The organism is Thalassospira sp. UBA4513, from assembly GCF_002388495.1.
Classification (GTDB): Bacteria; Pseudomonadota; Alphaproteobacteria; order Rhodospirillales; family Thalassospiraceae; genus Thalassospira; species Thalassospira tepidiphila.
The window spans coordinates 23,567-49,302 of record NZ_DGMR01000009.1 but is presented as its reverse complement, the minus strand read 5'-3'; the positions used below and the strand labels follow the sequence as shown (position 1 = coordinate 49,302).

Sequence of the window (25,736 nt, the reverse complement as noted above, 5' to 3'; positions counted from 1 at the left end):
GGGTGCCAGAGATGCGTTTTTGATGGATGCCGGATCAGGCAGCGACACTGCCATGCGGGTCGATGACGAATTTCTTCGCCGCCCCGCCGTCAAAGTCGGCATAGCCTTTTGGTGCCTGATCAAGATTGATCATCTGCACATTGACCGCCTTGGCGACGTCGATCTTTTCAAACAGGATCGCCTGCATCAGGTTGCGGTGATACTTCATCACCGGGCACTGACCGGTATGGAAGGAATGGGATTTTGCCCAGCCCAGACCAAACCGCATGCTAAGTGCACCCACCTTGGCGGCATCATCGACCGCACCGGGATCCTCGGTGACATAAAGGCCCGGAATGCCGATCGAACCACCGGCACGGGTAACCTGCATGGCAGAGTTCAGAACGGTTGCCGGGGCTTCGTGATTGTGGTTGCAGCCACAGCCATGGGCTTCAAAGCCCACGCAATCGACAAAGCAATCCACTTCGCGATCATTCAGGATCGCTTCAAGCTGGTCTTCCATCGGCATGTCTTTTTTAAGATCGATGGTTTCACACCCAAAGCTGCGTGCCTGTGCCAGGCGATCATCGATCATGTCACCGACAATCACGCAAGCCGCCCCCAGAAGGTGGGCCGACGCCGCCGCAGCAAGGCCAACCGGACCGGCACCGGCGATATAAACCGTGCTGCCCGGACCGACACCCGCCGTGACACAGCCATGGAAGCCGGTCGGGAAGATGTCAGACAGAAGCGTCAGGTCGCGGATCTTCTCCATCGCCTGATCTGAATCCGGGAATTTCAAAAGGTTGAAGTCGGCATAGGGCACCATGACATATTCGGCCTGCCCGCCGACCCAGCCGCCCATATCGACATAGCCATAAGCAGCACCCGGACGCGCCGGGTTTACATTCAGGCAAATGCCCGTCAGGCCGGATTTGCAATTGCGGCAACGACCACAGGCAATGTTGAACGGCACGGAACACACATCACCGACCTTAAGGAATTCGACATCCCGGCCGGTTTCGACAATCACGCCGGTGATTTCATGGCCAAGAACCAGCCCCTCGGGAGCGGTTGTGCGGCCACGCACCATGTGCTGGTCACTGCCACAGATATTGGTGGTGATAACTTTCAGAATGACGCCATGGTGGCATTTGCGATTGCCCAGCGCCAATTCCGGAAACGCGATGTTTTCAATTGCGACTTTTCCCGGACCTTTGAATACAACGCCACGATTTGATGGACTGCTCATATTCTGCTTCCTCTTCCCTGATATGGTTTGTCAGGATTGTTGTTGATGTCCGGGTCCATGCGATCTTGCGCCGCACCCCTGCCCGAACCGAACCCACCGCGCGTTTTTTGATATTCGCAGTGCAACCAAAACGGTAGGCCCGCGTTCGCGCGACTGTCAAACGAACTGGGCTGCGTCCCCTAAACTTCCTCTTGTGCTCAGAAGATTTGCGACGATTGGTTGAAATCGGCCTTCGAATGTTTCCCCGGCCGATCCGTGATCAGCGGGAACATCCGAAAAATGGGGGGATGCCAAACCCCGCGTCGCGGCAGTGCACAACGTTGCGATGTATCAAAGTAATAGTCGGCCAATCTGGATAGATTAAAAACAACAACGCCCGTCGTGGTCATTTGGAGACCGTCCGATGCTTCATCGCCTGATCGCGCTTTATCGTGAAAATCCCCGCGAAGGACGGCTGTTTGCCGCCATTTCGCTTGGTTTCCTTGCGATCTATTTCATCCCGGCTGGCACGGGGCGGTTTGACAATGCGGTGCTTGAGGCCGTCTATCTGACCAACTGGTATGCCCGCGAACATGTTATTTTGTGTTTGCTTCCGGCCTTTGTGATTGCCGGGGCGATGGCGGTTTACATCAGTCAGGGATCGGTAATGCGTTATCTCGGCCCGGATGCATCGCGCCCGGTCGCCCTTGGCGTGGCATCAATCTCGGGCACGTTGCTGGCGGTTTGTTCCTGCACGGTGTTGCCGCTGTTTGGCGGGATTTACAAACGCGGTGCCGGGCTAGGTCCGGCGATTGCGTTTCTGTATTCCGGGCCCGCGATCAATATCATGGCGATTGTCGTCACGGCCAAGGTATTGGGGGCTGAAATCGGCCTTGCGCGCGGGGTTGGCGCGATTGTGTTTGCCATTGTCATCGGCCTGATCATGCATCTGATCTATCGCCACGAAGAACATGATCGCGCCCAGAAATCCAAACGCGGCTTTGGCGGCGACGATGACGGCAAGCCGCTTTCGATCACCATTGCGTTTTTTGGTCTGATGGTCGGCATTCTGGTGTTTGCCAACTGGGCCTCCGTCCCCGGCAGTCCTGTCTGGATGGCGGTTTATGATGTTAAATGGACCACCACCGCTCTTCTTGCGGCGGGCTTTGCCGGACTTCTGATCTGGCAATGGAATTGGCCGGTTAAACAGGTTGCGGGGCTTGCAGCAATTGTCATCCTTGCTGCCGTGATTTTCCCGCAACATCCGCAACTGGCCTTTGCCATTGGCGTGATCGGCCTGATGATGATTGCACTGACGCGCGATCAGGACCGTGAATGGGTCGATCAAAGCTGGGATTTCACCAAACAGATTTTGCCGCTTCTGGTGATGGGGGTATTCATCGCTGGGCTGCTGCTGGGCCGACCGGGGCATGAAGGCCTGATCCCCAATGAATGGGTGCAGGCAGCGGTTGGCGATAATTCCCTGACCTCCACCGCGCTGGCGTCGGTTCTGGGCGCGTTCATGTATTTTTCGACCTTAACGGAAATCCCGATTGTCGAGGCCCTTATGGGTGCAGGTATGGGCAAGGGGCCTGCCCTGGCGTTGCTTTTGGCCGGGCCTGCTTTGTCACTCCCCAACATGTTGGTTATTCGCACCGTCATCGGCACGCAGAAAACGCTGGTTTACTGCGCGCTGGTCGTCGTCATGGCGACGATTTCGGGCTTTGTTTACGGCAATATTCAATCATTCTGATCACAGGAGATCAAAGATGAAACTCAGCATTTATGGCAGCGGTTGCGCAAAGTGCCAGGCATTGGCCAAAAACGCCGAAGCGGCCGCGCAGGCGCTTGATCTTGATTACGAGATCGAAAAGGTCACCGACACCAACAAGATCATTGATGCCGGCATCATGCGCACCCCGGCCCTGATGGCCGATGACGACATCCTGGTCGAAGGCAAGGTCGCCACCCCGGACGAAATCCGTCAGATGCTGTCGTAGCAAACGCAAAACGCCCCGGCCAGAAAAGGCAACGGGGCGTTTTAAATTCGATCAGTCAGATCAGAGATCAGGGTGCCGGCGGCAGATCTTCTTCAAGGATGACAAGGTTCAGCGAGTAACTGACTTCGCCTTCATCCTCGTCACGATGCACAACACCGACGAACTCGTCGCCAACACGCATTTCAATCGGATGGCCTTTTTTCTTGGGCGCATCAATGGCGATTTTCGGGTTATCAAACGTGCGACGCAGATAATCTTCGACGCGTGCGATCTCTGTCGGTGTCATAGGACTTGCCCCTTGTTCTTTCCAACGGCTTTTGTCTGTAAGACTACAGGATATCTCATACGCACTTTGGCGTCTGCCCTCTATCCTAAAGTCTTTTGTTAAATCTGGTGCACTGTCCTTTCACAAACCGGACAGTAAAATCAAGCCCATCGGGCCAAAAAAGTCGTAAAACCGGCCATTTTTTGCAGCATACGCGTCAGGGAGCCGGATGTTTGCGCATTCCGGTTGTCACGCGATTGTCTATTGCATTGCCCGCGGGCACCGTTTAAGCCAAATATATGACCGAAATCGAAGTTATGCCCAAGGCCGACACCGATGCCGACACCGGCACCGGCACCGCATCTGCCAAAACCGAGACCGCCGACCTTCCCCCTGCGAAGGCCATAGCAGACGCTGCTGCGCAATCCCGGCCCATCCTTTACAGTTTCCGTCGCTGCCCCTATGCCATGCGCGCACGTATTGCGTTGCTGGCCGCCGAAATTGATGTCGAACTGCGTGAAGTTGTCCTGCGCGACAAACCGCAAAGCATGATCGATGTATCGCCCAAGGCAACCGTCCCGGTTCTGGTCCTGCCCGATGGTACGGTGGTCGATGAAAGCCTTGAAATCATGGTCTGGGCACTTGCGGAAAATGATCCGCTTGAATGGCTGACACCCGAAAGCGGCACGCTTGACGACATGCTGGCCCTGATTTCGCAAAATGATGGCCCGTTCAAGCATCACCTTGATCGTTACAAATATCCCAACCGCTATGAAGACGTAGACCCGCTCGAACATCGCCGGGATGCGGAAAAGATCCTTAACCGCCTTGATGGTCGGTTGGCGGTTGGCAAATATCTGTTCGGGTCGCGCCCGGCCTTGGCCGATTTCGCCATCGCCCCCTTCATCCGCCAGTTTGCCAATACCGACAAAGAGGCGTTTGACGCCATGCCGTTCGTTCATGTGCAGCGCTGGCTTGATGATTTCCTGGCCTCCCAGCTTTTTGAACGCGCCATGACCAAATATGACCAATGGCACGAAGGCGACACGCCGGTGATTTTCAAGGCGGCTTAAACGCCGCGCAAAGCGTCAAAACACTTCTGCGTTTAATGACATCAAACGGCTTCGCGGGCTGCGCGATTTCCGGTGCGCGGAGCTACGGGATTATACTTCTGTTACCATTCACAGGCTGGTCATCGTGACCGGCTTGTGCTAGCAAGCGAAGCATCACACCATAACGCTTCAGGACCGGAATTTATGGCCGATTATGATGTCAAGCCGCTGATAACGGCGGACGAGATTGCCACCAAGATCGATGCGCTTGCCGCCGAGATCAATGAAAGCTTCAAGGATACCGAAAAGCTGATTGTTGTCGGCCTGCTGCGCGGCTCCTTTGTTTTCATCGCCGATCTGGTACGCAAACTGACCGTACCGGTCGAAGTCGACTTCATGGTCGCATCCAGCTATGGCGATTCCACGGAAAGTTCGCGCAATGTGCGCATCGTCAAGGACCTTGATGGTCAGATCCGTGGCAAGGATGTCGTGCTGGTCGAAGACATCATTGATACCGGCTACACCCTGTCGGAAGTGGTGCGGCTTCTGAAAACCCGCGATCCGAACCGTCTGGAAATCTGCACGCTTTTGAACAAGCCGTCGCGCCGCGAAGTTGAAATCCCGATTGATTTCTGCGGCTTTGATATCCCTGACGAATTTGTGGTCGGTTATGGCATCGATTATGCCCAGAACAACCGCAACCTGCCCTTTATCGGCACGGTCCATTTCCACGGCGAATAAACCGGGCGAAAACAGAATAAAAAAAGGCGGGCAGCTTGATCAGCTATCCCGCCTTTTTTGTATTCGGATCGTCATGGCTTTCTTGGGTTTCCATGTGTCCCTTCGGGGGATCGAAAATACCAAGAGCAGCAAGGTCGGTGACCATTTTATCAAACCCCGATTGCATGCGCGGTTTGTTACCTTGACCAGTTGCATAGCCGGTCATGGCCGAATGCACCAAAAGATCAAACAACATGTCATCTTCGGTTTTTTGTCTGAGCGCAGCATCGTCATGCACGGCTGCGGGATCAACCGCATCGCCGGGATCACGCTGCAACATGATGGCAAGGGCCACCAGCCCAAGCGTCACCAGCGTGCCGCCAATCGCCATGGCAGCCGCAATCGCGCCAAAGGATGCGGCAATCGCCATATAGATGGCCGCCAGCAAGAAGCCTGCCCCGATCAACATCACAATTGCGATCGCGGCAAAAGCCGCGCCCTTTCGGACCGCGGCCTTTGCCTGATCGACAAGTATGTCGGTCAGCTGATCAATCATTTCTGCAGCAGACGGCCGATAAGCAGGCCGACACCAAAGGTCACGGCTACAGATGCCAGCGGGTTCTCGCGAACCTGATCCACAGCCACACCGCGTGCATGATCAAACTGATCACGCGCCTGACCGGTCACTTCACGAATGCGCTCCGCAGCTGCCTGCGTTCTGGTCTCTGCCGCCTGACCACCCATCGTCTTCAGGGTTTTGGTGATTTCGGCCAGATCGCTGCGCAGGGCATCGACATCCGCCTGCAGTTTTGCATTATCAGCAGTCGTCTCGGTCTTGGTCGCCATGGTTTTCTCCTATTGTCTTGAAAACAGCAACACACAGGAAACGTGCGGACATGGCATAAGGTTCCCCAACCAATTGTGATGATTTCGGGGCATAACGGTTTGACCATACATAAAAACCCGGCAACCGATGCCAAAAAGAAACGGTCCGCGTGGGTTGCGGACCGTTTCATGACCTGTCGGACTTCTGGGCGGAAATGGAGAGCGGGACTTCTCCGTCGGGGGTGGGTATCCCCGTTACGTCGATCAGTAAGGCAAACCGACGTAATTTTCCGACAGGGTTTTCAGACCTGCTTTTGACGACAGGATATATTCAAGCTCTGCATTGCGGATGCGACCATCAAATTCATTCTGGTCATCAAACGTATGCAGCATGGATGTCATCCACCACGAGAACCGCTCTGCCTTCCAGACACGGGCCAATGCCGTATCGGAATAGCTTGCCAGCAGATCTTCGCGGTTGGATTTGTATTTTGCGATCAAGGCTTCGGACAGGTAGTGAACGTCACTCGCCGCAAGGTTCAGGCCCTTGGCACCGGTCGGTGGCACGATATGGGCGGCATCACCGGCAAGGAACAGACGGCCGTGTTGCATCGGCTCCGCCACAAAACTGCGCAGCGGCGCGATGCTTTTTTCGAACACTTCGCCTTCATTGACCAGTTCGGCGTCCTCTTCACCAAGACGGGTGCGAAGCTCGTTCCAGAACCGGTCATCAGACCAGTCTTCGATCTTGTCCGTCATCGGCACCTGGACATAGTGACGCACAACCTTGTCCGAGCGCATCGAACACAACGCAAAGCCGCGGTCATGCTTGGCATAAATCAGTTCTTCGGCAACCGGCTTTGCATGGGCCAGAACGCCCAGCCAACCGAACGGATAGACCTTTTCGAACTCCTTGACGCCCGGCAGGGTTTTGCGCCCGACGCCGTGGAAACCGTCACACGCCGCGATATAGTCGCACGTCAGTTCAAGCGCGTTGCCGTCTTTGACATATCGAACACTTGGTGTATCGCCATTGATGTCATGCAGGCTGACATCTTCGGCTTCGAAGATGATTTCGCCGCCGTGATCAAGGCGCGCCTGGATCAGGTCCTTGGTGACTTCTGTCTGGCCATACACCATGACGGTCGAACCACCGGTGAGTTCTTCGATATTCACATGGGTGCGCTTGCCATTGACGCTGATATAGATGCCGCCATGGATGATGCCTTCCTTGTTCATGCGGGCATCGACGCCCACACGCTTCATCAGATCGACCGTTCCCATTTCCAGAACGCCTGCACGAATGCGACCTTCGACATAGTCGCGGCTTTTGCGTTCCAGAATAATGGACTCAATCCCCTGCACATGCAGCAGATGTGACAGCAGCAGACCAGCCGGGCCCGAACCAACGATAACGACAGGGACATGCATGACGATTTCCTCACAAGATCACGGTTTTTGGTTCTGTTTTTGAATTGGAACAAGAACCGTTCCATTGCGGAAAGAATACGCCTGTTGCTGTTGGGACAGAATGGACAAACCGGGATAATGATTGGACAAATCGAACATGTATTGGATTTTGGTTATACCTTGTGCGTGATCTGGTTCTAACCGTCAGACGGACGCCCTGTCGCCAATGGCCGATCCTTGGCCGGAAACCGGTGCGATAGTGCCGGAAAATTCATCGCATTTGTCGTCGTGATGAAAAATTCATCCTGTGAACTGTCGATCCTTTGTCAGCACTATGCTAAGTTGTTTCTTTCGGCCCTGCACAATGGCCAAAAATCCCTTAAAACCGCGACAGAACGGGAAGATGCCTCAAAGCCGCGCCATCGCCATTTTCACAGATCTTGACGGCACATTGCTTGATCATGACACCTATAGCTGGACGGATGCCCGCCCCGCACTGGATCGGCTGAAACAGCTTTCCATCCCCCTGATCGCGGTATCTTCAAAAACACTCGCCGAACTGGAACATATCAATCAGACATCCGGTCTGTTTGACGGACTTATCGGCGAGAACGGCGGCGTTATCGCGCTGAATGGCAATGTCGAACAATATGGCCCGGCCAGCGAAACCGTTGATCGCACCCGCGAAGAAATCAAGTCGGCCGTCACAGTCCCGGTCGAAAGCTTTCGCACCGTAAGCCCCGAAATCATCGCAACAGAAACCGGCTTGCCGCTTGAAGACGCCATTCGCGCCGGGCAGCGTCATTGTTCAGACCCGCTGATCTGGCAGCCCGCAGCCAAGGACATCGCCCTTGCCCGCAAGATCGCCGAAAAGCATGATTTGACGCTGGTGAAAGGTGGACGGTTCCACACCTTGTGCGGCCCTTCAAGCAAGGGACAAGCCATGCGACGCATGGTTGAACGCCTGAGCGTCACCTGGCTTGAGGATGCGCCTGAAAACAAACGCCAGCAACGCTTTACGACGATTTCGCTCGGAGATTCCCCGAACGATATCCCCATGCTGGCCGAGGCAGATTATGCCGTTCAAATTCCGTCAAAGCATGGCAAACGCAATATGCCGTTGCTCGACCATCCCAACTTGCGCGTAGCACCCAAACCGGGACCGGCGGGATGGAACGTAGCAGTTAACGACATTCTGGATCAGATAATAGGTCCTGACCCTAATACCAATAAAAACAGCGAGGTACTTCATGGCTGATTTCCATCAGGGTGGCCCGATCACAACCCTTCATCGCATTCTTGACCGAAACCCGGAAGAACTCGCCTATGAAATGAACGCCTTTGCCCGCCAACGGCGTCAGACCCTTATTCTGCCCTGCCTGTATTCCGAATTGGAAACACCGGCGATGACAACAATTGTCGAAGGGCTGAAACAGGCAACCTATATCGATCAGATCGTTGTCGGGCTGGACCGCGCCGATGCGCAGCAATACCTGCATGCGCGTGAATTCTTCAAGGATCTGCCGCAACATGTCCGTATTCTGTGGAACGACGGGCCGCGCTTGCGCAGCGTTCATGATCGTCTCGATGAAAACAATCTGGCCCGTTATGAACCGGGCAAGGGTCGTAACGTCTGGTACTGCCTTGGCTATACGCTGGCCTCCGGGCGCAGTTCCGTTATCGGCATCCATGATTGTGATATTGCGACCTATACGCCCGATCTGCCCGCCAAGCTGATGTATCCGATTGCCAACCCGGCCTTCAACTTTGCCTTTGCCAAGGGCTATTACGCGCGTGTTGCCAATGGCACGCTAAAAGGGCGCGTTTGCCGCCTGTTTGTCACACCGTTGATCCGTGCGCTTAAGCAGGTTGTCGGCAAGACCGATTTCCTCAACTATCTTGATTGCTTCCGCTATGCGCTGTCGGGCGAAATGGCGATCAGAACCGATGTGGCCTATGGCCTTCGTGTGGCATCCGACTGGGGTCTTGAAGTTTCGATGCTCTCGGAGATGTATCGCAATCACACGGTCCATCGTCTCGCCCAGGTCGATATCGCCGATATCTATGACCACAAGCACCGTGAGTTTGATCCGGCGCAAAAGGATGACGGGCTGTCACGCATGGCAAGTGACATCGCCAAATCCCTGTTCCGTAAACTGGCGACCCAGGGCACGGTCTTTACCCCGGAAACCTTCAGAACACTCAAGGCAACCTATTACCGGGCTGCCCTGGACCTGATTGAACAATACCGCGCCGATGCGCTGTTTAACGGGCTCAAGATCAATCGTGACGAGGAAGAAAACTGTGTCGAAGTCCTGTCCGAAGTGATCATCAGTGCCGGTCAGCACTATCTTGAAAACCCGTTGGAAAGCCCGTTCATCCCAAGCTGGCAGCGTGTCGAAAGTGCCATGGGCGACATCTTCGAACAGCTTTCAGCTGCGGTCGAAGATGACCTCAACGACATGGATATTGGCAAGGCATAGCGCGCGCAATTGATCGTGCCTAATCATCGACCGGAAAAATCGCAAGGAAGATCTGTATAATATCTTCCTTGTCCGGTTTTTGCAGCAGAACCGGCAAAAGCAACCGTATGCCGCTTTGCCATTCCCTTTGAAAAATTCGCAAATGATGGATCTGTGGTCGGAGCGTAGTTCGTACAGCGGTCATCGCCGCATGCAGTCCGCTTGAAAAGCGGCAATCGACTTCGCGGGCAAACGCACCGCGCCAGTTTTCACCGGTCAGTGCGATAATGTTTTCGCCTTCAAGCCGTATCTGAAAGTCATCCTTTTCCGGGACATATTCATAGATAGAAATATCGTCGATCCAAGGGATTAGGTTATCAGGCTGGAAATCTGATCGTGTGGGAAGATTGCCCTCTGACGCATGCGCGTTCCAGAAATCCAGAAGAGCCTGCGCAGCAGGCGGCGCATCGTCATCGAGATATGTTAACGGGATTTCCCTATCCCGTTCACCACCAAGCTTTGCCATAACATTCCCAGTCACACTGCCATCGCATGCATGCATCGAGACATGCATTGGACCCATCGCCCCTTTCCTTATCCACGTGGGGCGTGACACCATGCGAAACAAGCGCGGCGTTAATCCGGCTCGCTTTGCCCGCGATAGAGAAAATGGGTGACAAAGACCTGCTTGATCACCTTGCCTGCCCGGTCGGTGGTCTGGACCGGCAACATTATGCGCAGCCATTCCTCCCAGACCATGCGTTCATGGCCGACACGATGAAAGGCGGGCTTTCCGGTATCAATCACTTCCAGAAGCGTTGGATACACAGTGGTGCCGAAATCAAGATCAATCTGGCGCGGCGAGCACCCCTGATAACATTCGCCACTGGCAGCAATGATATTGGGTGCATCAATGCGGATCACGAAGTCGCGTTTTTCGGGAAGGAATTCATAGATGCAGATGTCATCGATCCATTGCGACAAAACATCTGCATTGAAACGCTTACGATCGGGAACTTCCCCGTTGCGGGCCGCATTCCACCATATTTCCACATATGCCCGAACGCGGTAATCCGTATCATCGGGCAAGTGCGGAATCCGAACTTCCAGCGCATAAGCCATTGCGCTTCATGCCCCCTCGATCTTCCATCTTTGGCGTCACGCATACAGGAAACAAATAACCGTGCGCAACCGCATTTCAGCCTACCAAATACACGTTATAGTTTAATGATTTTAAGTAGTACGATAGAGCACGGAATAACCGCAATTTGAAAAGTCCACGCACCACAAATAAAAACGATGCCGAATGATGGCTTCTAGCCCAGAAACACCGATGCCGCGGGTTGCACGAATGTCTGCTATTTTTGGATAAAGCTCATCTCGTGTTTACTCTGATGATGATCTTTTCGACGGTTGTTGAACACACTGATGGGAGCCCTACGGTAGGGAGCAGAGAAAGGAGGATGAAGTGATTGGCTACACAATGGTCGGTACAAATGATCTCAATCGGGCCAAGGCTTTCTACGATCCGCTTTTCGAGATGATGGGGCTATCGCCTTGTTACGAGGATGAGCAAGTCGTGTCGTGGGGCGACCGGCATGATGAGACTGTACCCCGATTTTTCTCCTGCCATCCGTATGACGGCAATCCCGCCAGCGTTGGAAATGGCGCGATGACTACGTTTCGAGTGCCAACAGCAACCTCGGTCGACGCGTTGTACGAAATAGCGATAGCAGGCGGCGGGCGAGACGAAGGCCGCCCTGGCTTTCGCCCGGAACGATATGGCGACAAGTTCTATGTTGCGTACGTGCGCGATCCAGATGGAAACAAGCTGGCGTTCGCATGCTATGATGGAAGGTCAACCCCTTAGATTTGTCTGAGAGTGCCAAAACGCCGTTTGAGGTAGAAAAAAAAGGCGGCAGATTTATTTTTCGGTCGTATTTTTCAGTCGCCATTCTAAGAAGCACCACAAGAGGCACGAAAAACCGCCAGATTTTCGCCACTTGGCGCCGCCCTCTCCGCTATTTCGAACGCAAGCCCCTAAACCGGCATTGCATCCCGATACCGCTGCAAAAGACGGCTTTCGGTGCGGTTGCGGCCGTCCATGTTGGAGATCCAGACGATCTGGTAAGGCGCCAATTTCATCACGCCGTTATAGTCTTCTACGACCTGTTGCGTAATCAGGTCCTGCCAGCCTTCGGTCATGATCAGGTTGATCTTGGATAGATCAAGGTCCTGGGGCTTTTCAGTCAGGTTAAAGACGCAGAAAATGCTTTGTTCATTAAGATGCGATTGCCGCCAGACGCCCAGAAGTTCCGAGCCAAGATTAAGGGTATATTGCGTGGCATTCGGGTGGAAGGCCGGCTGCCCCTGACGGATCGACATCAGCGCGCGCAACTGATCAAAGGCCGATCGTGCCACACCTTCGCGTGACAGCGTTTCCTCGGCATCATCAAGCTTCCAGATTTTCCGGTTCAGACGCCTTGGAATGCCGGTTTCCTCATAAGCCTTCTGATCGTTTTCAGTTGCCAGAATGGTCTGGATATAGATCGCCGGAATACCTTCAAGCGACATGGCGATCGCCTGGCTCATCACAAAGCGCTCAAGCCCCATGGTGGCCTCGCCAGCGAAGTTTTGTGCCAGCATGCTAAACAACGTGACATTAAGCTCATAAGGTTTCTGCCCGCCACCCTTGAGCGCACGGTAACTGACCTGCCCGCCCATCTTGACCGCATGATCGCGCAGGCCTTCGATATCCTCATCCGGAATCAGGTTTTCGGCCGGGCGCAGGCCGATGCCATCGTGGCTGGCGGTGAAGTTAAAGAAGGTACAGCCCGCAGGCGCCGGTGGCATTGCCATGATGCATTTGCGGATAAAATCGCTTCGTCCACTCAGCAACGCATGAATGATCACCGGCGGCAACGAGAAGTTATAAATCAGGTGCGCTTCGTCCTGATTGCCAAAGTAGGACAGGTTTTCGAGCAGCGGCAGGTTGGTTTCGGTAATGAACAACACATCCGGATGCACCGCATTACACGCCAGACGCATCGCCTTGATCAGTTTGTGGGTCTGATCAAGGTTGATCGAGGTCGTGCCGACTTCCTTCCAGATAAAGCCGATGGCATCCAACCGCACCACGCGCACGCCGTGCTTGAGGTAGTTCAGAACCACTCTGAGCATCTCAAAGAATACGTCCGGATTGCCGTAATCCAGATCCACCTGGTCATAGCTAAAGGTGCACCAGACCTGCTTCTCACCCTGCTTGGTCACCACGTGATTGAGCAACGCATGACTGCGCGGGCGGACGACATCGGAAAGGTCATCTTCAAGATTTGCGGTCTTGATGTAATCAATGCCGGGCTTTTCGCCTGCCAGAAACTGCTGATACCACGGGTGGGATGCCGAAATATGGTTTGCCACCAGATCGGCCATCACGGTTGCGTGCTTTGACAGTTCCTCGACATCGCTCCAGTCGCCGAGTTCCGGGCGGAGCATGTCAAAGTCGCTAACCGAAAAGCCGTCATCGGAAGTGAAGGGATGGAACGGCAGGATATGAATACCCGTCAGCCAGTCTTTCAGCCACTTACGATGAAACTCGCCAAGGCTTTGCAGCCCCTTCTTGCCGTCCTGCTGGATGCTGTCGCCATAGGTGATCAGAAACGCATCTCGCTGATCCCATTTGCGCAAATATTCCTCGCAGGGTTCCGGTCCGTCGCCCTCAATCGGCAAGCCAAGAACTTCAAAAACCCGACGCACCAAATCCGCTTGATCGTGCCCGGGATACACATCCGCAAGGAGGTTGCGCATCGCGCTTGCAAACGCGATACGTCCCGATGTTCCAACGACACGATCCATAATGGTTCCTTCCGGGTAGGCAATTCAAATAATTAGCTCAATCAAATAATGAAATTGCCTGCGATGCAAGCAGGCATTTTGCGATGCCACAATACAGTGCATCTGATCAAAACGATGACGCCCGACAATATGCCGGGCGCCGATCATTAATGACATAAGCAGTCGCTTAAGGCGCAATCGTTACCTCAACAAACGCATGGGTGCGTTTGGTGTCGATATGCTTGATGGCATCGCGCAGGATACCGGGCAAATCTTCGGCGCGTTTGGCCTTGGCAACCCAGGCGCGGCTGGCCTCGGCGACCTTGGTGAAATCGGGGCTGGGTTTAAGGGCGGTCAGCGGCATTTCGTTGGTTTTTGCCGCATAACCATCGGGATACATCCCCGTCACAGACTGGCGCACCGCCCCCCATTCATTGTTATTCAGAACAAGGATCAGGATCGGAAGCTCCAACGCCTCGGCAATCTGATGACACGCCGTCGGGTTGGCAAACATATAGGATCCGTCCCCCATCGTCGCGACGACCAGTTTATTCTTGTCCGCCAACTGATACCCCATCGCCGCCGGGAAGGACCAACCAAGCCCACCCGAATGGGGTTCCTGATACCAGCTGCTATGTTCAGAAAGCGAAAGCGGCTCCAGCGGGCACCCAAGCTCGGAAAACACCGTCGCCGCCCGACCTGAAATCGCATCGGACAAGCAGCGTGATACATAAGCCTTGGTCATCGGGTCCACCGCCCCGGCATCCGCCGCCGCCAACGCCTTTTTACGGGTTTCGGCATTGATGGCTGCCACCTTGGCCCGGCGATCCTCGCAAACAGATTTTTGGTCGTCATGACGATGATCCATGGCATCCGCCAGCATCATGATCACATCACCGGTTTCACCAACAAGCGAGATATCGGCGGCAAAATTACGCCCCGGGAAACGCGAATAAAGCGGGTTCTGCCCGATCTGGATGACTTTGCAGTCATCCGGCAAATCATGGATATCGGGCGACCAGGGGGCGAGACAATCGATCACCACCACCGCATCGGCATTTTTAAGCCACGGCGCTGGGTCCATCCCGGCAAACATCGGGTGTTCGGTGCCAATGGCAAGCTGGATCGCCCAGTATTGCACCACCGGAATGCCCCACTGATCGACCAGATCGCCAAAGCGGCCAAAGGCTTCCGCCGTGCCCGTTCCACGCTGGGCAATGATCACCGGGTTTTTGGCATTGGCCAGAATGTCGGCTGCCTGTTCCACCACGGCCTGTGGCGGGGCGACAGGCACCGGCTGCATACGAAGCGGACCTTCGATCTGATCACTCGGGCACGGTTCGCACAAAACTTCACGCGGCAGGCTGACATAGGTCGGGCCCTTGGGCACCGATGATGCAATCGCATAAGCACGGTCGACAACATCCGGCACCTGTTCGGGGAATTTAAGCTCATACTCCCATTTCGTGCTTTCGCGCACCAGCGCTGCCTGATCGCGCATTTCCTGGCCCCAACCAATCGGCACGGTGCGCGCCCCCAGACGCCCCTTTTCCATCACTGGCGTTCGGCCCGACATCAAAACAACCGGCACATGTTCGGTCGCGGCATTGATCGCCCCGATTGCACAGTTGGCAAGGCCAACATTGGTATGCGCCATCACGGCCTGCGTCTTGCCGGTGGCAAGGTAATAGCCGTGCGCCATCCCCATCGCCGCATTTTCGTGCGGCATAATCAGCGCGTGCGGCAGGTCGATATCCTTTGCCGCGGCCTCGGCCAACCCTTCGATGATTGGCGGGAAATCGGTCCCTGAATTGGCAAAGATGTAATCAATCCCGATGGCCTTCATGCGGGCCAGGACCGCCCCACCGGCAGTCAGGGTCAGTTGGCCGGGATTTTCCTGCTTGTCGCTTTTCATCAGACGCCTCTTGCTTTCCGGGCGCATGCCCGTTATTTCTATAGTTGAAATATGATTTATAATATAGTTTATTATTGAAATCCGGTGGTCGTCAAGACGGCACAGCGGCGTCCGATCTGTTTGCGTGGAGAAAAGCAACCCGATGACCAGCCAACTCAATGGTTCCGTGCTTAAGGCCTTTAAAATTCTTGATCTGTTTGCGGCGGGGCAAAGTGAACTGACCGCCAAGGAAACGGCCGATGCACTAGGCATCAACATGATCACCGCCCACCGGTTTCTGCACACACTGGTGCATGCCGGGGCATTGCGGGTGACGTCACGCGGGGTTTTCAGGCTGGGGTATATGTTTGCCGATCTGGGGGATCGTGTTTTGCACGATGGCAACCTGCCGACCATCCTGCAGCCGATCCTTGATCAGCTGGCGCGCGAAACAGGCGAAGCCTGCATGGCAACCGAATTTGATCGCGACGCAGCAGTTTGCATCGCCAAGGCCCTCCCCGACCGGGCGCTTTATGTCGATATCCGGATTGGGTCGCGGCTTGATGCCTTTTGCACAGCGCATGGCAAGCTGTGGCTGGCGCATCTCAGCCCCGATGATCAGGACCGCTATTTCAAAAATGCCCGCCTTAAGGGGATGACGGATCACACCATCACCGATCTTGATGCACTAAAGGTCGAACTTGCCCACATCCGCGATCAGGGCTTTTCCACCAATAATGGCGAGCGCGAAAAAGACATCTATGCCATCGCCGTGCCGATCCTGACCAAACATGGCAATATGATCTCGGCCTTTTCGGTATTTGGCGCATCAGTTGAGATACTTGACCAGAACCGCCAGAGCCTTCTAGAGAGCACGCAAATTGCCGCACATCTTGCAAAAATTACAATTTGCGGCGCGAACTGATTAGCCGACCAATACTGCTATCATACGCTTATCCCCTGAACCCTTTGTGACCATGCTATGGCAATACATGCCCCTTACACACAAGTGCAAATTATTATCATCAACATCTCCAAGATGCTTTAGCAAGAAATATTATGTGAAGCGGGTTACCCTGCACGCTTACACCAGCCGACTATCCCGCTTATCCTCACCACGTATGAATTCGGTGTTGGAATTCATTTGCACATCATTTAAAAAAAGGCACAAGATATGGCTAATCAAATCAGTTTTTGGGAACCGAATTAACTATGGCAAAAGAGAACAAACAATTCATCGAAGATGATCTCACCGAAATATTCTCTAGCGGATACACCGGGAAAAGCCATATTGGTACGCGACTTTTGAATATGATAACTGATTCAAAACGAGAACAATGCCCTCCATTCCCTAGACAGATTCAGGTTGAGACAACGAACATATGTAACCATAATTGTAATTTTTGCGCTTACACACTAATGGAGCGCCCAAAGAGGCACATTGATCGAGATCTATTCAAACGTATTGTTACAGAGTCCTACGAATGCGGCGCTAGGGAAATCGGCTTATTCGCAGGTGCAGAACCACTGACCTGCAAGTGGTTAGACGAGTATATCTCGTTTTGCAAAGAAACTGGCTACGAATATCAGTACATCTCGACCAATGGGGCATTGGTCGGACACGACAAATTTAAGAAAATTCTCGATGCAGGGCTGAACTCGATTAAGTTTTCTGTAAACGGCGGCGACCGAGAAACCTATAAAGCAGTTCATGGAAAAGATAACTTTGACAAGGTTATCGATAACATCCGATTTGTAAGCGCCTATAGAGAAAAGGTTTCTCAAGATGTATATCTAGGCGTCTCGTTTGTCGGCATGCCCCATACAATTGCCTCATTCGACAACTTGAAATCTCTTATCTCAGACTATGTTGACGAAATACTATACTATGAGGCATCCAATCAATCAGGCCAAATGTCAGAATTCCCTGACCCTCCCTACCGTGACTGCCACCTTCCTTTTAACAAAGCACATTTTAGCCTAGAAGGGTATATGAAAGCATGCTGTAATGACTACGAAAACCTACTCGCAGTAGAGAGCATTTCCAACATGTCAGTAAAGGATGCTTGGCATAGCAAACGGTTTCGTGACTTACGTCAACGCCACATTGCTGACGACCTTGAAGGAACTCTATGCGCCAATTGCATCCGTGCAAGCAAATGCAAACCCCAACCACTAAACACAGAATTAGTGCAACACAAAACATTCTGGAGAGAAGAAGGGTAAGGGGATGACAACAAACCGGGAAACAAGAAAATCAAGAGTTTTCATAGTACCAACGCTGAAATCTCAGCTGCAATTGACAACCGAACTAGCATCAAGGCTGCAACAACAGCGTATTAAAGTTACTTTATGCACGCCCAATAACTCTGGTTTAACGCAAGAAATAATAACAATATCGAAAAAAACGAACTCAACGATTAACAACAGAGAACACATAAATACTATTAAAAACTTTTGTGAAAATTTATATTTACTAGCACTAAGCCAATTGAAGTACAGAGCAGCACCCATGCGGTCCAGAATTAAGTATCTGCGTACGGCACGTGACTTTTTCCAGAAAAAGAAAATCGCAAAACTAGAGATATCTAAGTCACAATCTACACATTTGATCTGCTTCGAAGACGGAATATCTTCCCCTTTCGAATACATATCTGCGGCTATAGAATTGAAGATACCGGTTATCGTTGTTCCTTACGAGATATCCAACCACCAAGACTTTCAAAACCTACTGCTTGAAAAGTATGCTGACGGTACACTATACGAAGTTCCAAACTCGGCACTAGGTCAATTGATCCGCTCCAAACACGCACAATGGATCAAAACATACAAACGTAAAAATTTTTTACTGTTCCCCCCTGAGTATATACTTGCAAGAGAAGATATAATTGGAGAACTTCAGAATCCTTGGACTGTACACGGCGGACCAAGCTCATACATTGCAGTAGAGAGCGAAAACACGATGCGTGTCTACCGAGATGAAAATATCGACGAAAAAAAACTTGTGCCAACTGGCTCGATATATTGTGACTTAATTTATGAGAAAATATCCGAACACGGGGATGCCAAGAGGGCATTTGAGAACAAGAAAAAAATAGCCCCAAACAAAACAAAAATACTAGTATCACTGCCGCCGAACTATCATGCTACTCGTGCTAAATTTTGCGAATTTGAGTCATACAGTACAGTTTGGCAACAATTAAAGAGACTCGAAGACGAAAATGAACAACTTGAAATTTCAGTTTCTATTCACCCGAACACCCTAGATTCTGACAGAGAAGTCATCAACAATTTGAATCTAAATACTATTGAAAACGGTGTGATTACGGCAATCCCTGTTCACGACTTATTTTTCACATGCTTTTCATCGACTATTCGCTGGGCGCTCGCAGCTGGAAAACCGGTCATCAACTATGATATGTATGGATTTAACCTCTCTATCTACGACAATTCTCCAGGTTTTTTTTCTTTTGCGAACTTCTCGAATTCAAAAGAAAAAGTATTGAAAATGCTAAATAACGAATACTATGAAACACAAGCACGCGGTATGGAAGAAAACAGGAAAATATGGGGGGAAATTGACGGAAGAGCAACAGAAAATATTGTCAGACTAATAACAGAGCATAATTAGTGAAAACATATTTTTCAAAATTTAATAAGAGATAATGAAAATTGACTCACCCAAGAATTCTTATTATTTGCGGCGAAACTGGACAACTAAACTATTACAAAGAAGTCGCTGAACGAATGCAGCGCTATGGGTTTTCTGTCTGTTTTTGCTGCGATCGAGACGATGACGGCGTTGCTCAACGTGTGTCAGACGTAGCAACATCTCTCAATGCTAGTTTTTTTATTCATAAAGGAGACCGCGGACCGGTCGATAATACAGCACAAAATACAAACAATTTCTTTTCTAGAATACTAAAAAGAATACATTATTTAATAAATAAAAAGTCTTTTGCGCTCGGAGTGCCTAAAGATACCGGCATTCCTGATGCTGCACTTTCTGAGATGGTGAAGTACCACACATTTCGTATTGAAGATGCCCAAAGGGTAATTGATGAGAGTGGCGCCACAGTGATTGTAACTGGTGAGGATGGTATTGCCTCAGACTATTGGCTATTGCATGTCGCAAAGCAACGCGGTCTGATCATAGCTACCCTACCCTATGGAATGGCGGATTCCTCATCACTAGTATACAAAGGCGTCGAGGAAAAAGCAGAAGATGGCAGTCTATACAATACAGATAGCGCAGGAGGCTCGTACATAAAGACCAATCACCCTCAATGGATTAGAGGAACTCATTTTGGAAACAGTATATATCTGCCGCCTTCTTTTATTATCGCAATGGAATACTGCGGAATAACCTTCAGAGACCCTTGGTGCTTTCAAGGAGGAAATAGCGACATCATATTGAGCGAGGGACAAGCAATGCAGGCGCGATACTTACAGGAGGGCGTCCCAGAGAAGAAAATTGTGGTTACCGGGTCTATATACGGAGATGTGGTATCCGATGCGTTTGAAAGAGATCCCGCCGCTCAAATAGCGTTTGCTAACTGCACAAAGATATCTAGAAATAAAGTCAAAATACTAGTTTGCGTTCCTCCAAGCGAAACTACCAGCTGGGCCCAAAAAAGTGAATTTTCAAGTGTAGCGAATTACATATCTCGGCTCTGCGATGATTTAAAGCGATTCAATAATGTACAATTATCTTTTTCCCTTCATCCACGAATAATCACAGACGACGTAAAAAAGCTCGAGAAAAACGGTATATATAATACCCCAGGTTTCGTTGTTGATTTAATTCCATCTTACGATGTTTTGTTGGTTAACGGTTCCAGCACCGCACGGTGGGCTCTCGCCGCTCGAAAAGTGTGCATAGACTACGATTTGTTTCAGTTTGGGTTAGATGAATTTCCAAACATTGCAAGTTATTTGGCCACATCTTCGTACTCGGAAACTCTAGAGGAAATTAAATTGCTAGCGACCGAAAAGAGTCGATTTGAGCAACTTATCTCTGATAGCTTAGAGGAATTGATTGGTTTCGGTCCACTAGATGGTAACTCTTTTGTTCGAATCTGCAGGCAGTTAGAGCAAATAGAAAGAGACAAGATAGATGCAAAGTAAATGGTCTGGTTCTGGCCGCAGAATAGCGGATGACGATATCTACATAAACGAAGATCGAAGAGAAAAACCAAAGGATATTTTTGTTCATATTGGTAATATCTTGGAGGAAAAAGGAGCAAAAAATGGTGGAAGTTGTATAGACATTGGCTGCGCGACCGGAGATTTATTGCATTATCTGAGCTTCAGGTTTCCTAAACTGAAGCTGAGCGGCTTTGATGTATCACAAAAGATGTTAGAACTTGCCAGGAAACGCCTTCCTAGCGTTGAGTTTATTCAGGGTGATATTTCTGTACCTACTTTATCGCCCACTTCAAAATTCGATTTCAGTATCATGTCAGGTGTTTTAAATTGCTTTGATGACACTGAACCTGTTTTGTCGAACTTAGTTAACCTTACCCTGCCAAATGGCAGAATAGTTGTCCTCGACATGATAAATGACCACCCGGTCGATGTGATTATGAGGCATCGACGTGTTATCGAAGGAAGTGATACCGAAGGGGAATGGGAAATCGGGTGGAATTACGTAAGCAGAGCAACGATAAAAAAGATATTGGACACGAAGAGTAACGATATAGACAAATATCAGATGCTCCCCTTTGCAATGTCCCAATCATTGATTCAAAGAGAAGATCCAATGCGAACTTGGACTATTGAAACAAAAAAAAATCCTAGGCAATTGGTAAATGGCGCACAACAGTTAGTGCAATTGCAATTTCTAATAATTGATTTAAAATCATAATTAGACTTTTACTGCATTCGATTAGCGAAGAAACCACTTGGAGAAAGCACCATGAATGCCGCAACTTTGGAAGACATTACCCTAAAAAATGGCTTTCAGGAGGAAGATGTAGAGCGTGCATTGAGAAAATTCGGTGTAGCTGTTTTGCCTTCATGGGTGTCCCAACCAAACCTTGATAACCTTCGAGCTGAATGGGAACATATAAGAAGTCTCAGGAATAAAGACGAGGTAGCCTACGTCCGTAAAGTCGGTGGAGATATTGCTGATTATGCAGCTTTTGACCGTGGTTCCGTTACTGCTCCAACATTCGAGACCGTAGATAAGGTATTTGCTGACGACAAGATCGTTCAACTAACGGAGAAAATCGTAGGTAGACCTTGCATGCTGAATACTGAGATATACGCCACACATGATATAGGTACCGGCAAGGAAGTAGCTCCCTCGCACTTTGATAAGACTTGGAATCTCAAATTTATGGTCTATTTGGAAGATATTCTAGAGACCGGGAGAGGGGCTTTTGGTGTGCATCCCGGCAGTGCACCACTCGCAAGGCAACAGTTCAGAGCATGGTTTTCACAATTAGAGCACAATGGAACAATAACGGTTGGAGTTCCTGAATTCTATACTATGAATAACGAGGTACTCCCAGAGGGACTACCTCCGTTTGTTGAAATCCTTGCACCTGCCGGATCCTTAATAATATTTAACACTGATGTATTTCACAGAGGCAGCTTCCTGAAAGAAGGATGTGAGCGTAAAATAATGCGTGCGCACACATATCCCGGGACACGATTACTTGGTTTTGGAGACAAACTATCAAAAAGAACTCGACAGTGGGAACGAGGGGAAAAATGGGAGATTAGTGGAGCAGCTTATTCTCAGTTTTCAGAACAAGGCATTGTTGAGCTGTACTATGATTTACGTCACAAGTTTACAAAACACCTGTCGGTAGGTAAACATTTTGCAGGGAAAATGTTTACCATACCTAATCGTGTCCTCACCAAATCAGCCGCTGTTGTATCAAGAATTTCTAAGCGGTGACTTCCGACGCTTTAGAAATATCCCATATTGTCAATTCGCCTCGAAGATCACCGAGCGCCCTCCCCGACCGGGCGCTTTATGTCGATATCCGGATTGGGTCGCGGCTTGATGCCTTTTGCACGGCACATGGCAAGCTGTGGCTTGCACATCTGAGTCCCGATGATCAGGACCGCTATTTCAAGAATGCCAGCCTTAAGGGAATGACAGATCACACCATCACCGATCTTGATGATCTAAGGACGGAACTTGCCCACATCCGCGATCAGGGCTTTTCCACCAATAATGGCGAGCGCGAAAAAGACATCTATGCCATCGCCGTGCCGATCCTGACCAAACATGGCAATATGATCTCGGCCTTTTCGGTGTTTGGTGCATCCCCGGCAACGCTGGCGCAAAATCGCGAAGCCTTGCTGGCAAAGCTTCAAGCCGCCGCAAAAAGCGCGCAGCACGTCCTTTACGGCGATGCGTAATCAATATGGCGGATGGCACCGGGGGATTTCCCGGTTGTGCGCTTGAACGCGCGACTGAATGCCGCGACCGAGGCATAGCCAAGACGATCCGCCACCTCATCCAGGGAAAGGTTTTCCCGCCCGATCCATTGGCTGGCCAGACGCATGCGCAAGTTGGTCAGATATTGCTGCGGCGTTGATTTCGTCAGCTCGACAAATCGCTCGGCAAAGACAGACCGCGACACCCCCATTTCCGATGCCATATCCGCAACTGACCAGCTCCGCCCCGGCTCCTTATGCAGGGCCGCCAGAACACGCGCCAGCTTGGGATCACGGATCGCCTCGACCCAGCCGCATACATCACATCCCGTCTCGACCCAGCGCCGAAGGATTGCGGCGGCCACCACATCGGCAAGACGGGTCAGGATCACACCATATCCCGGCCGTTTGGCGCGAAGTTCGGCTGTCATGACATCAAGGATCGCCGGGATTTGCGGATCATGATCCGGCACCGTTTCGATATGCATGATTTCCGGCTTGAGGTGGGCTAACGGATGCAACCAGCCAAGATCAAATTCCATCGCGCAACTGAAAATCAGATTGTCCTTTGATCGGCACACATCGGCTTCGCAGGCCCGGATTTCCGATGCCGCATCACAAAGCGGCGCCTTTTCAAACGCATCAATGCTGCGCATCGCAACGCCATCCTGGCTGTAAAGATCGTGAATGCCCGCACAGGGCAACAACACCGCATCCCCGCATCCCAAAACATGGGTCGCACCACTTTTGGTCCGCAGATGGACCGTGCCCTGCCCGATGAAATGAAACCAGGCGCGGCCATCGTCAACATCCTCGCCAAACCGCAAGCCGAACGGGGCGGATATTTCAATGCGACGATAATCAAGGCCGCGCAACCGCACACCGGAAAGAAGCTCATTGACCATGTCATGACCGGCGGGATTGAACTGGCCTTCGAGGTGATTGGACGGGCTGTTTAGGTCTGCATTTGCAATGAGCGACATGACATTCCGGACGATTGATCAATGAATAAAGACAAACTGTCATAGATCGTCCGAACGGTCCAGACTATTTTGGGTGCAATGCAAAACATCAACTCAAAGGACTTCCCATGAGTGAATCGCAATCCCGCCCCCAATCGGCCATGGATCAATCGGCCGCGCCCGCACCTGCTGCATGGGCCGCTGTGATTTCCATGACGCTTGGGGTATTCGGGCTGGTCACGGCCGAATTTTTGCCAGTCAGCCTGCTCACCCCGATGGCAGATGATCTGCGCATTACCGAAGGCATGGCCGGTCAGGCCATGTCCGCCACCGCCGTTATGGCCCTGATCACCAGCCTTCTGACCGCGACGGTGACCCGCAAGATCGACCGCCGCTATGTTCTGCTTGGCTTTTCGGTTCTTCTGATTGCCGCGAACATCATGATCGCACAGGCCCCGAACTATGCCATCCTCCTGGCTGGCCGGGTCTTGCTGGGCGTTGCCCTTGGTGGTTTCTGGACCATGTCGGCGGCCATCATCATGCGCCTTGTGCCGGAAAAGAACGTCCCGCGCGCCCTTGCCATCCTGTTTAGCGGCGTTTCCGCCGCCACCGTCTTTGCCGCCCCGCTCGGCAGCTATCTTGGCGATGTCATTGGCTGGCGCAATGTGTTTATGCTGGCGTCCCTGCTGGGCGTTCTTGCCCTTGTCGTGCAATTCGCAACGCTTCCCAAAATGCCGCCGCGCGGGCGTGCGACCCTGCGCACCCTGATCGAGGTCATCAACCGCCCGCGCATGAAATTCGGGCTGTTTTCACTGGTCCTGATCATTACCGGCCATTTCGCGTTGTTCACCTATGTCCGCCCGTTCCTTGAAAATGTCTCGGGTGTGACGACGGCGGGTATCTCGGGCATTTTGCTGGGCTTTGGTGTCGCCAACTTTATCGGCACCTATGTTGGTGGTGCGCTGATTGCCCGCTCGCTGCGCATGACCATTGCGCTGATGCCGATGATCATGGGGCTGGCCGGCGTCGGCATGGTCGCCATTGATGGTGCGGTTGCCCCGACCACCGTGCTTGTTGCGATCTGGGGCATGGCCTTTGGCGGTGTGCCGGTCGCATGGTCCACCTGGATCACGCGCACCGTCCCGGATGAGGCCGAAAGCGGCGGCGGACTTCTGGTCGCCGGTTTCCAGCTTGCCATTGCCACGGGTGCCGCAGTCGGCGGCCTTGTCTTTGACACCAGCGGCGCGCTTGGCGTCTTTACCATCGCCGGTTTCCTGCTTCTCGGCGCATCGATCATCGTAACGCTGGGCCTGCGAACCGCCCCTGTTCCCGCCGAACAGGGATAACAGCATCGCCCCAACCCCCACCGATGCCGCATCGGCCCAGCCCGCCCCGGCAGTGTCACCACTGCCGGGGCATTTCTTACCCTCGCGCAACCACCATAATCACCCCAAACACACCAAAGGGCAGCGAACCCTCGCTGCCCTTATCGCATTCTGCCGACATCCATCTGCCATAACGAACGCCAACCCCGTCATTCCCACGCAGGTGGGGATCTATCTCTCAAGGCGCACCCTCGTAAAAGGCGGCCTGATCACGTGCCAACCAACTGATCGCGTGTTGAGGGTTAAGTCGTTAAAGACCTGTCCACTGGCAATTATTCAGTTTACCGTATCGCTCAAGAACCACCATTAACGAAGCCTATTC

At 52.0% G+C, this 25,736-nt stretch carries 25 protein-coding genes; 15 read left to right on the top strand and 10 right to left on the bottom strand.

Going from position 1 to position 25,736, the window contains the following annotated elements; genetic code table 11:
• Positions 1 to 34: 34 nt before the first annotated feature.
• Positions 35 to 1,231: a formaldehyde dehydrogenase, glutathione-independent gene (gene fdhA, locus B2T33_RS03460; RefSeq protein ID WP_064782059.1), complete on the bottom strand. Its 1,197-nt coding sequence runs from the start codon at positions 1,229 to 1,231 to the stop codon at positions 35 to 37.
• Positions 1,232 to 1,634: 403 nt separating this feature from the next.
• Here fdhA and B2T33_RS03455 point away from each other — a divergent pair, with 403 nt between their 5' ends.
• Both B2T33_RS03455 and B2T33_RS03450 read left to right on the top strand, forming a co-directional pair.
• Positions 1,635 to 2,963, top strand: coding sequence for a permease (locus B2T33_RS03455; RefSeq protein WP_083997164.1), 1,329 nt, complete (start codon positions 1,635 to 1,637; stop codon positions 2,961 to 2,963).
• Between the two features lie 16 nt (positions 2,964 to 2,979).
• Entirely contained in the window at positions 2,980 to 3,210 is a 231-nt protein-coding gene (locus B2T33_RS03450) for a thioredoxin family protein (RefSeq protein ID WP_008891915.1), read from the top strand.
• Positions 3,211 to 3,277: 67 nt separating this feature from the next.
• Here B2T33_RS03450 and B2T33_RS03445 read toward each other — a convergent pair whose 3' ends face one another.
• Positions 3,278 to 3,496, bottom strand: coding sequence for a DUF3126 family protein (locus tag B2T33_RS03445; protein WP_008891916.1), 219 nt, complete (start codon positions 3,494 to 3,496; stop codon positions 3,278 to 3,280).
• A 278-nt stretch (positions 3,497 to 3,774) separates the two neighbouring features.
• On the opposite strand from B2T33_RS03445, the gene B2T33_RS03440 reads away from it, so the two are divergent.
• Positions 3,775 to 4,548: a glutathione S-transferase gene (locus B2T33_RS03440; RefSeq protein WP_286791158.1), complete on the top strand. Its 774-nt coding sequence runs from the start codon at positions 3,775 to 3,777 to the stop codon at positions 4,546 to 4,548.
• 183 nt (positions 4,549 to 4,731) lie between these two features.
• Positions 4,732 to 5,268 carry a hypoxanthine phosphoribosyltransferase gene (gene hpt, locus B2T33_RS03435; protein WP_008891923.1) on the top strand — a complete coding sequence of 179 codons (537 nt, stop codon included), beginning with the start codon at positions 4,732 to 4,734 and terminating at the stop codon, positions 5,266 to 5,268.
• A gap of 43 nt (positions 5,269 to 5,311) precedes the next feature.
• Here hpt and B2T33_RS03430 read toward each other — a convergent pair whose 3' ends face one another.
• The 3 genes from B2T33_RS03430 to pobA form a co-directional block, all read right to left on the bottom strand.
• The gene (locus B2T33_RS03430; protein WP_286791157.1) at positions 5,312 to 5,803 is read right to left on the bottom strand and encodes a hypothetical protein; all 492 of its coding nucleotides are present in this window, start codon (positions 5,801 to 5,803) and stop codon (positions 5,312 to 5,314) included.
• Positions 5,800 to 6,093 (bottom strand): DUF883 family protein, encoded by a 294-nt coding sequence (locus B2T33_RS03425; protein WP_286791156.1) that lies wholly within the window; start codon positions 6,091 to 6,093, stop codon positions 5,800 to 5,802. The genes B2T33_RS03430 and B2T33_RS03425 overlap by 4 nt, the downstream gene beginning before the upstream one ends.
• Before the next feature lie 243 nt (positions 6,094 to 6,336).
• Positions 6,337 to 7,503: a 4-hydroxybenzoate 3-monooxygenase gene (pobA, locus tag B2T33_RS03420; RefSeq protein ID WP_197147318.1), complete on the bottom strand. Its 1,167-nt coding sequence runs from the start codon at positions 7,501 to 7,503 to the stop codon at positions 6,337 to 6,339.
• Positions 7,504 to 7,885: 382 nt separating this feature from the next.
• Between pobA and B2T33_RS03415 the strand changes: the two genes are divergently transcribed.
• Positions 7,886 to 8,740, top strand: a complete 855-nt coding sequence (locus tag B2T33_RS03415) for an HAD-IIB family hydrolase (protein WP_286791155.1) — start codon at positions 7,886 to 7,888, stop codon at positions 8,738 to 8,740.
• Entirely contained in the window at positions 8,733 to 9,965 is a 1,233-nt protein-coding gene (locus B2T33_RS03410) for a hypothetical protein (protein WP_063086879.1), read from the top strand. Before B2T33_RS03415 ends, B2T33_RS03410 begins: the two co-directional genes overlap by 8 nt.
• Before the next feature lie 19 nt (positions 9,966 to 9,984).
• Here B2T33_RS03410 and B2T33_RS03405 read toward each other — a convergent pair whose 3' ends face one another.
• Entirely contained in the window at positions 9,985 to 10,527 is a 543-nt protein-coding gene (locus tag B2T33_RS03405; RefSeq protein ID WP_286791154.1) for a PAS domain-containing protein, read from the bottom strand.
• A 53-nt stretch (positions 10,528 to 10,580) separates the two neighbouring features.
• A complete protein-coding gene (locus B2T33_RS03400; protein WP_286791153.1) occupies positions 10,581 to 11,066 on the bottom strand; it encodes a hypothetical protein in 486 nt (161 codons plus the stop codon).
• 346 nt (positions 11,067 to 11,412) lie between these two features.
• On the opposite strand from B2T33_RS03400, the gene B2T33_RS03395 reads away from it, so the two are divergent.
• Positions 11,413 to 11,814, top strand: coding sequence for a VOC family protein (locus B2T33_RS03395; RefSeq protein ID WP_064782072.1), 402 nt, complete (start codon positions 11,413 to 11,415; stop codon positions 11,812 to 11,814).
• Between the two features lie 170 nt (positions 11,815 to 11,984).
• Here the strand turns inward: B2T33_RS03395 and B2T33_RS03390 are convergent, their stop codons facing one another.
• Positions 11,985 to 13,799 carry an alpha-amylase family glycosyl hydrolase gene (locus tag B2T33_RS03390; protein ID WP_064782073.1) on the bottom strand — a complete coding sequence of 605 codons (1,815 nt, stop codon included), beginning with the start codon at positions 13,797 to 13,799 and terminating at the stop codon, positions 11,985 to 11,987.
• A 166-nt stretch (positions 13,800 to 13,965) separates the two neighbouring features.
• The gene (locus B2T33_RS03385) at positions 13,966 to 15,693 is read right to left on the bottom strand and encodes a thiamine pyrophosphate-requiring protein (RefSeq protein WP_064782094.1); all 1,728 of its coding nucleotides are present in this window, start codon (positions 15,691 to 15,693) and stop codon (positions 13,966 to 13,968) included.
• A gap of 142 nt (positions 15,694 to 15,835) precedes the next feature.
• Between B2T33_RS03385 and B2T33_RS03380 the strand changes: the two genes are divergently transcribed.
• The 7 genes from B2T33_RS03380 to B2T33_RS03350 all read left to right on the top strand — a co-directional run bounded on the left by B2T33_RS03380 (position 15,836) and on the right by B2T33_RS03350 (position 23,049).
• Positions 15,836 to 16,597 carry an IclR family transcriptional regulator gene (locus B2T33_RS03380; protein ID WP_064782074.1) on the top strand — a complete coding sequence of 254 codons (762 nt, stop codon included), beginning with the start codon at positions 15,836 to 15,838 and terminating at the stop codon, positions 16,595 to 16,597.
• 287 nt (positions 16,598 to 16,884) lie between these two features.
• On the top strand, positions 16,885 to 17,898 hold the full coding sequence (locus tag B2T33_RS03375) for a radical SAM/SPASM domain-containing protein (RefSeq protein ID WP_064782075.1): 1,014 nt from the start codon (positions 16,885 to 16,887) through the stop codon (positions 17,896 to 17,898).
• A 4-nt stretch (positions 17,899 to 17,902) separates the two neighbouring features.
• The gene (locus B2T33_RS03370) at positions 17,903 to 19,303 is read left to right on the top strand and encodes a hypothetical protein (RefSeq protein ID WP_157097782.1); all 1,401 of its coding nucleotides are present in this window, start codon (positions 17,903 to 17,905) and stop codon (positions 19,301 to 19,303) included.
• A 41-nt stretch (positions 19,304 to 19,344) separates the two neighbouring features.
• The gene (locus B2T33_RS03365; protein ID WP_157097783.1) at positions 19,345 to 20,799 is read left to right on the top strand and encodes a hypothetical protein; all 1,455 of its coding nucleotides are present in this window, start codon (positions 19,345 to 19,347) and stop codon (positions 20,797 to 20,799) included.
• Positions 20,789 to 21,538: a class I SAM-dependent methyltransferase gene (locus B2T33_RS03360; RefSeq protein ID WP_064782078.1), complete on the top strand. Its 750-nt coding sequence runs from the start codon at positions 20,789 to 20,791 to the stop codon at positions 21,536 to 21,538. The genes B2T33_RS03365 and B2T33_RS03360 overlap by 11 nt, the downstream gene beginning before the upstream one ends.
• A gap of 51 nt (positions 21,539 to 21,589) precedes the next feature.
• Positions 21,590 to 22,579: a phytanoyl-CoA dioxygenase family protein gene (locus B2T33_RS03355; protein WP_064782079.1), complete on the top strand. Its 990-nt coding sequence runs from the start codon at positions 21,590 to 21,592 to the stop codon at positions 22,577 to 22,579.
• Positions 22,576 to 23,049, top strand: coding sequence for an IclR family transcriptional regulator (locus B2T33_RS03350; RefSeq protein ID WP_245227978.1), 474 nt, complete (start codon positions 22,576 to 22,578; stop codon positions 23,047 to 23,049). Before B2T33_RS03355 ends, B2T33_RS03350 begins: the two co-directional genes overlap by 4 nt.
• On the opposite strand, the gene B2T33_RS03345 is transcribed toward B2T33_RS03350, so the two are convergent.
• Positions 23,034 to 24,050: an AraC family transcriptional regulator gene (locus B2T33_RS03345; RefSeq protein WP_083997167.1), complete on the bottom strand. Its 1,017-nt coding sequence runs from the start codon at positions 24,048 to 24,050 to the stop codon at positions 23,034 to 23,036. The genes B2T33_RS03350 and B2T33_RS03345 overlap by 16 nt on opposite strands.
• Before the next feature lie 107 nt (positions 24,051 to 24,157).
• Between B2T33_RS03345 and B2T33_RS03340 the strand changes: the two genes are divergently transcribed.
• Positions 24,158 to 25,375, top strand: coding sequence for an MFS transporter (locus tag B2T33_RS03340; protein ID WP_083997168.1), 1,218 nt, complete (start codon positions 24,158 to 24,160; stop codon positions 25,373 to 25,375).
• The last annotated feature ends 361 nt before the right edge of the window (positions 25,376 to 25,736 follow it).

What these genes read in the sequence shown, in the direction of transcription:
- fdhA (WP_064782059.1), bottom strand. Translation starts at nt 1,231, where the DNA reads ATGAGCAGTCCATCAAATCGTGGCGTTGTATTCAAAGGTCCGGGAAAA.
- B2T33_RS03455 (WP_083997164.1), top strand. Translation starts at nt 1,635, where the DNA reads ATGCTTCATCGCCTGATCGCGCTTTATCGTGAAAATCCCCGCGAAGGA.
- B2T33_RS03450 (WP_008891915.1), top strand. Translation starts at nt 2,980, where the DNA reads ATGAAACTCAGCATTTATGGCAGCGGTTGCGCAAAGTGCCAGGCATTG.
- B2T33_RS03445 (WP_008891916.1), bottom strand. Translation starts at nt 3,496, where the DNA reads ATGACACCGACAGAGATCGCACGCGTCGAAGATTATCTGCGTCGCACG.
- B2T33_RS03440 (WP_286791158.1), top strand. Translation starts at nt 3,775, where the DNA reads ATGACCGAAATCGAAGTTATGCCCAAGGCCGACACCGATGCCGACACC.
- hpt (WP_008891923.1), top strand. Translation starts at nt 4,732, where the DNA reads ATGGCCGATTATGATGTCAAGCCGCTGATAACGGCGGACGAGATTGCC.
- B2T33_RS03430 (WP_286791157.1), bottom strand. Translation starts at nt 5,803, where the DNA reads ATGATTGATCAGCTGACCGACATACTTGTCGATCAGGCAAAGGCCGCG.
- B2T33_RS03425 (WP_286791156.1), bottom strand. Translation starts at nt 6,093, where the DNA reads ATGGCGACCAAGACCGAGACGACTGCTGATAATGCAAAACTGCAGGCG.
- pobA (WP_197147318.1), bottom strand. Translation starts at nt 7,503, where the DNA reads ATGCATGTCCCTGTCGTTATCGTTGGTTCGGGCCCGGCTGGTCTGCTG.
- B2T33_RS03415 (WP_286791155.1), top strand. Translation starts at nt 7,886, where the DNA reads ATGCCTCAAAGCCGCGCCATCGCCATTTTCACAGATCTTGACGGCACA.
- B2T33_RS03410 (WP_063086879.1), top strand. Translation starts at nt 8,733, where the DNA reads ATGGCTGATTTCCATCAGGGTGGCCCGATCACAACCCTTCATCGCATT.
- B2T33_RS03405 (WP_286791154.1), bottom strand. Translation starts at nt 10,527, where the DNA reads ATGGGTCCAATGCATGTCTCGATGCATGCATGCGATGGCAGTGTGACT.
- B2T33_RS03400 (WP_286791153.1), bottom strand. Translation starts at nt 11,066, where the DNA reads ATGGCTTATGCGCTGGAAGTTCGGATTCCGCACTTGCCCGATGATACG.
- B2T33_RS03390 (WP_064782073.1), bottom strand. Translation starts at nt 13,799, where the DNA reads ATGGATCGTGTCGTTGGAACATCGGGACGTATCGCGTTTGCAAGCGCG.
- B2T33_RS03385 (WP_064782094.1), bottom strand. Translation starts at nt 15,693, where the DNA reads ATGAAAAGCGACAAGCAGGAAAATCCCGGCCAACTGACCCTGACTGCC.
- B2T33_RS03380 (WP_064782074.1), top strand. Translation starts at nt 15,836, where the DNA reads ATGACCAGCCAACTCAATGGTTCCGTGCTTAAGGCCTTTAAAATTCTT.
- B2T33_RS03375 (WP_064782075.1), top strand. Translation starts at nt 16,885, where the DNA reads ATGGCAAAAGAGAACAAACAATTCATCGAAGATGATCTCACCGAAATA.
- B2T33_RS03370 (WP_157097782.1), top strand. Translation starts at nt 17,903, where the DNA reads ATGACAACAAACCGGGAAACAAGAAAATCAAGAGTTTTCATAGTACCA.
- B2T33_RS03360 (WP_064782078.1), top strand. Translation starts at nt 20,789, where the DNA reads ATGCAAAGTAAATGGTCTGGTTCTGGCCGCAGAATAGCGGATGACGAT.
- B2T33_RS03355 (WP_064782079.1), top strand. Translation starts at nt 21,590, where the DNA reads ATGAATGCCGCAACTTTGGAAGACATTACCCTAAAAAATGGCTTTCAG.
- B2T33_RS03345 (WP_083997167.1), bottom strand. Translation starts at nt 24,050, where the DNA reads ATGTCGCTCATTGCAAATGCAGACCTAAACAGCCCGTCCAATCACCTC.
- B2T33_RS03340 (WP_083997168.1), top strand. Translation starts at nt 24,158, where the DNA reads ATGAGTGAATCGCAATCCCGCCCCCAATCGGCCATGGATCAATCGGCC.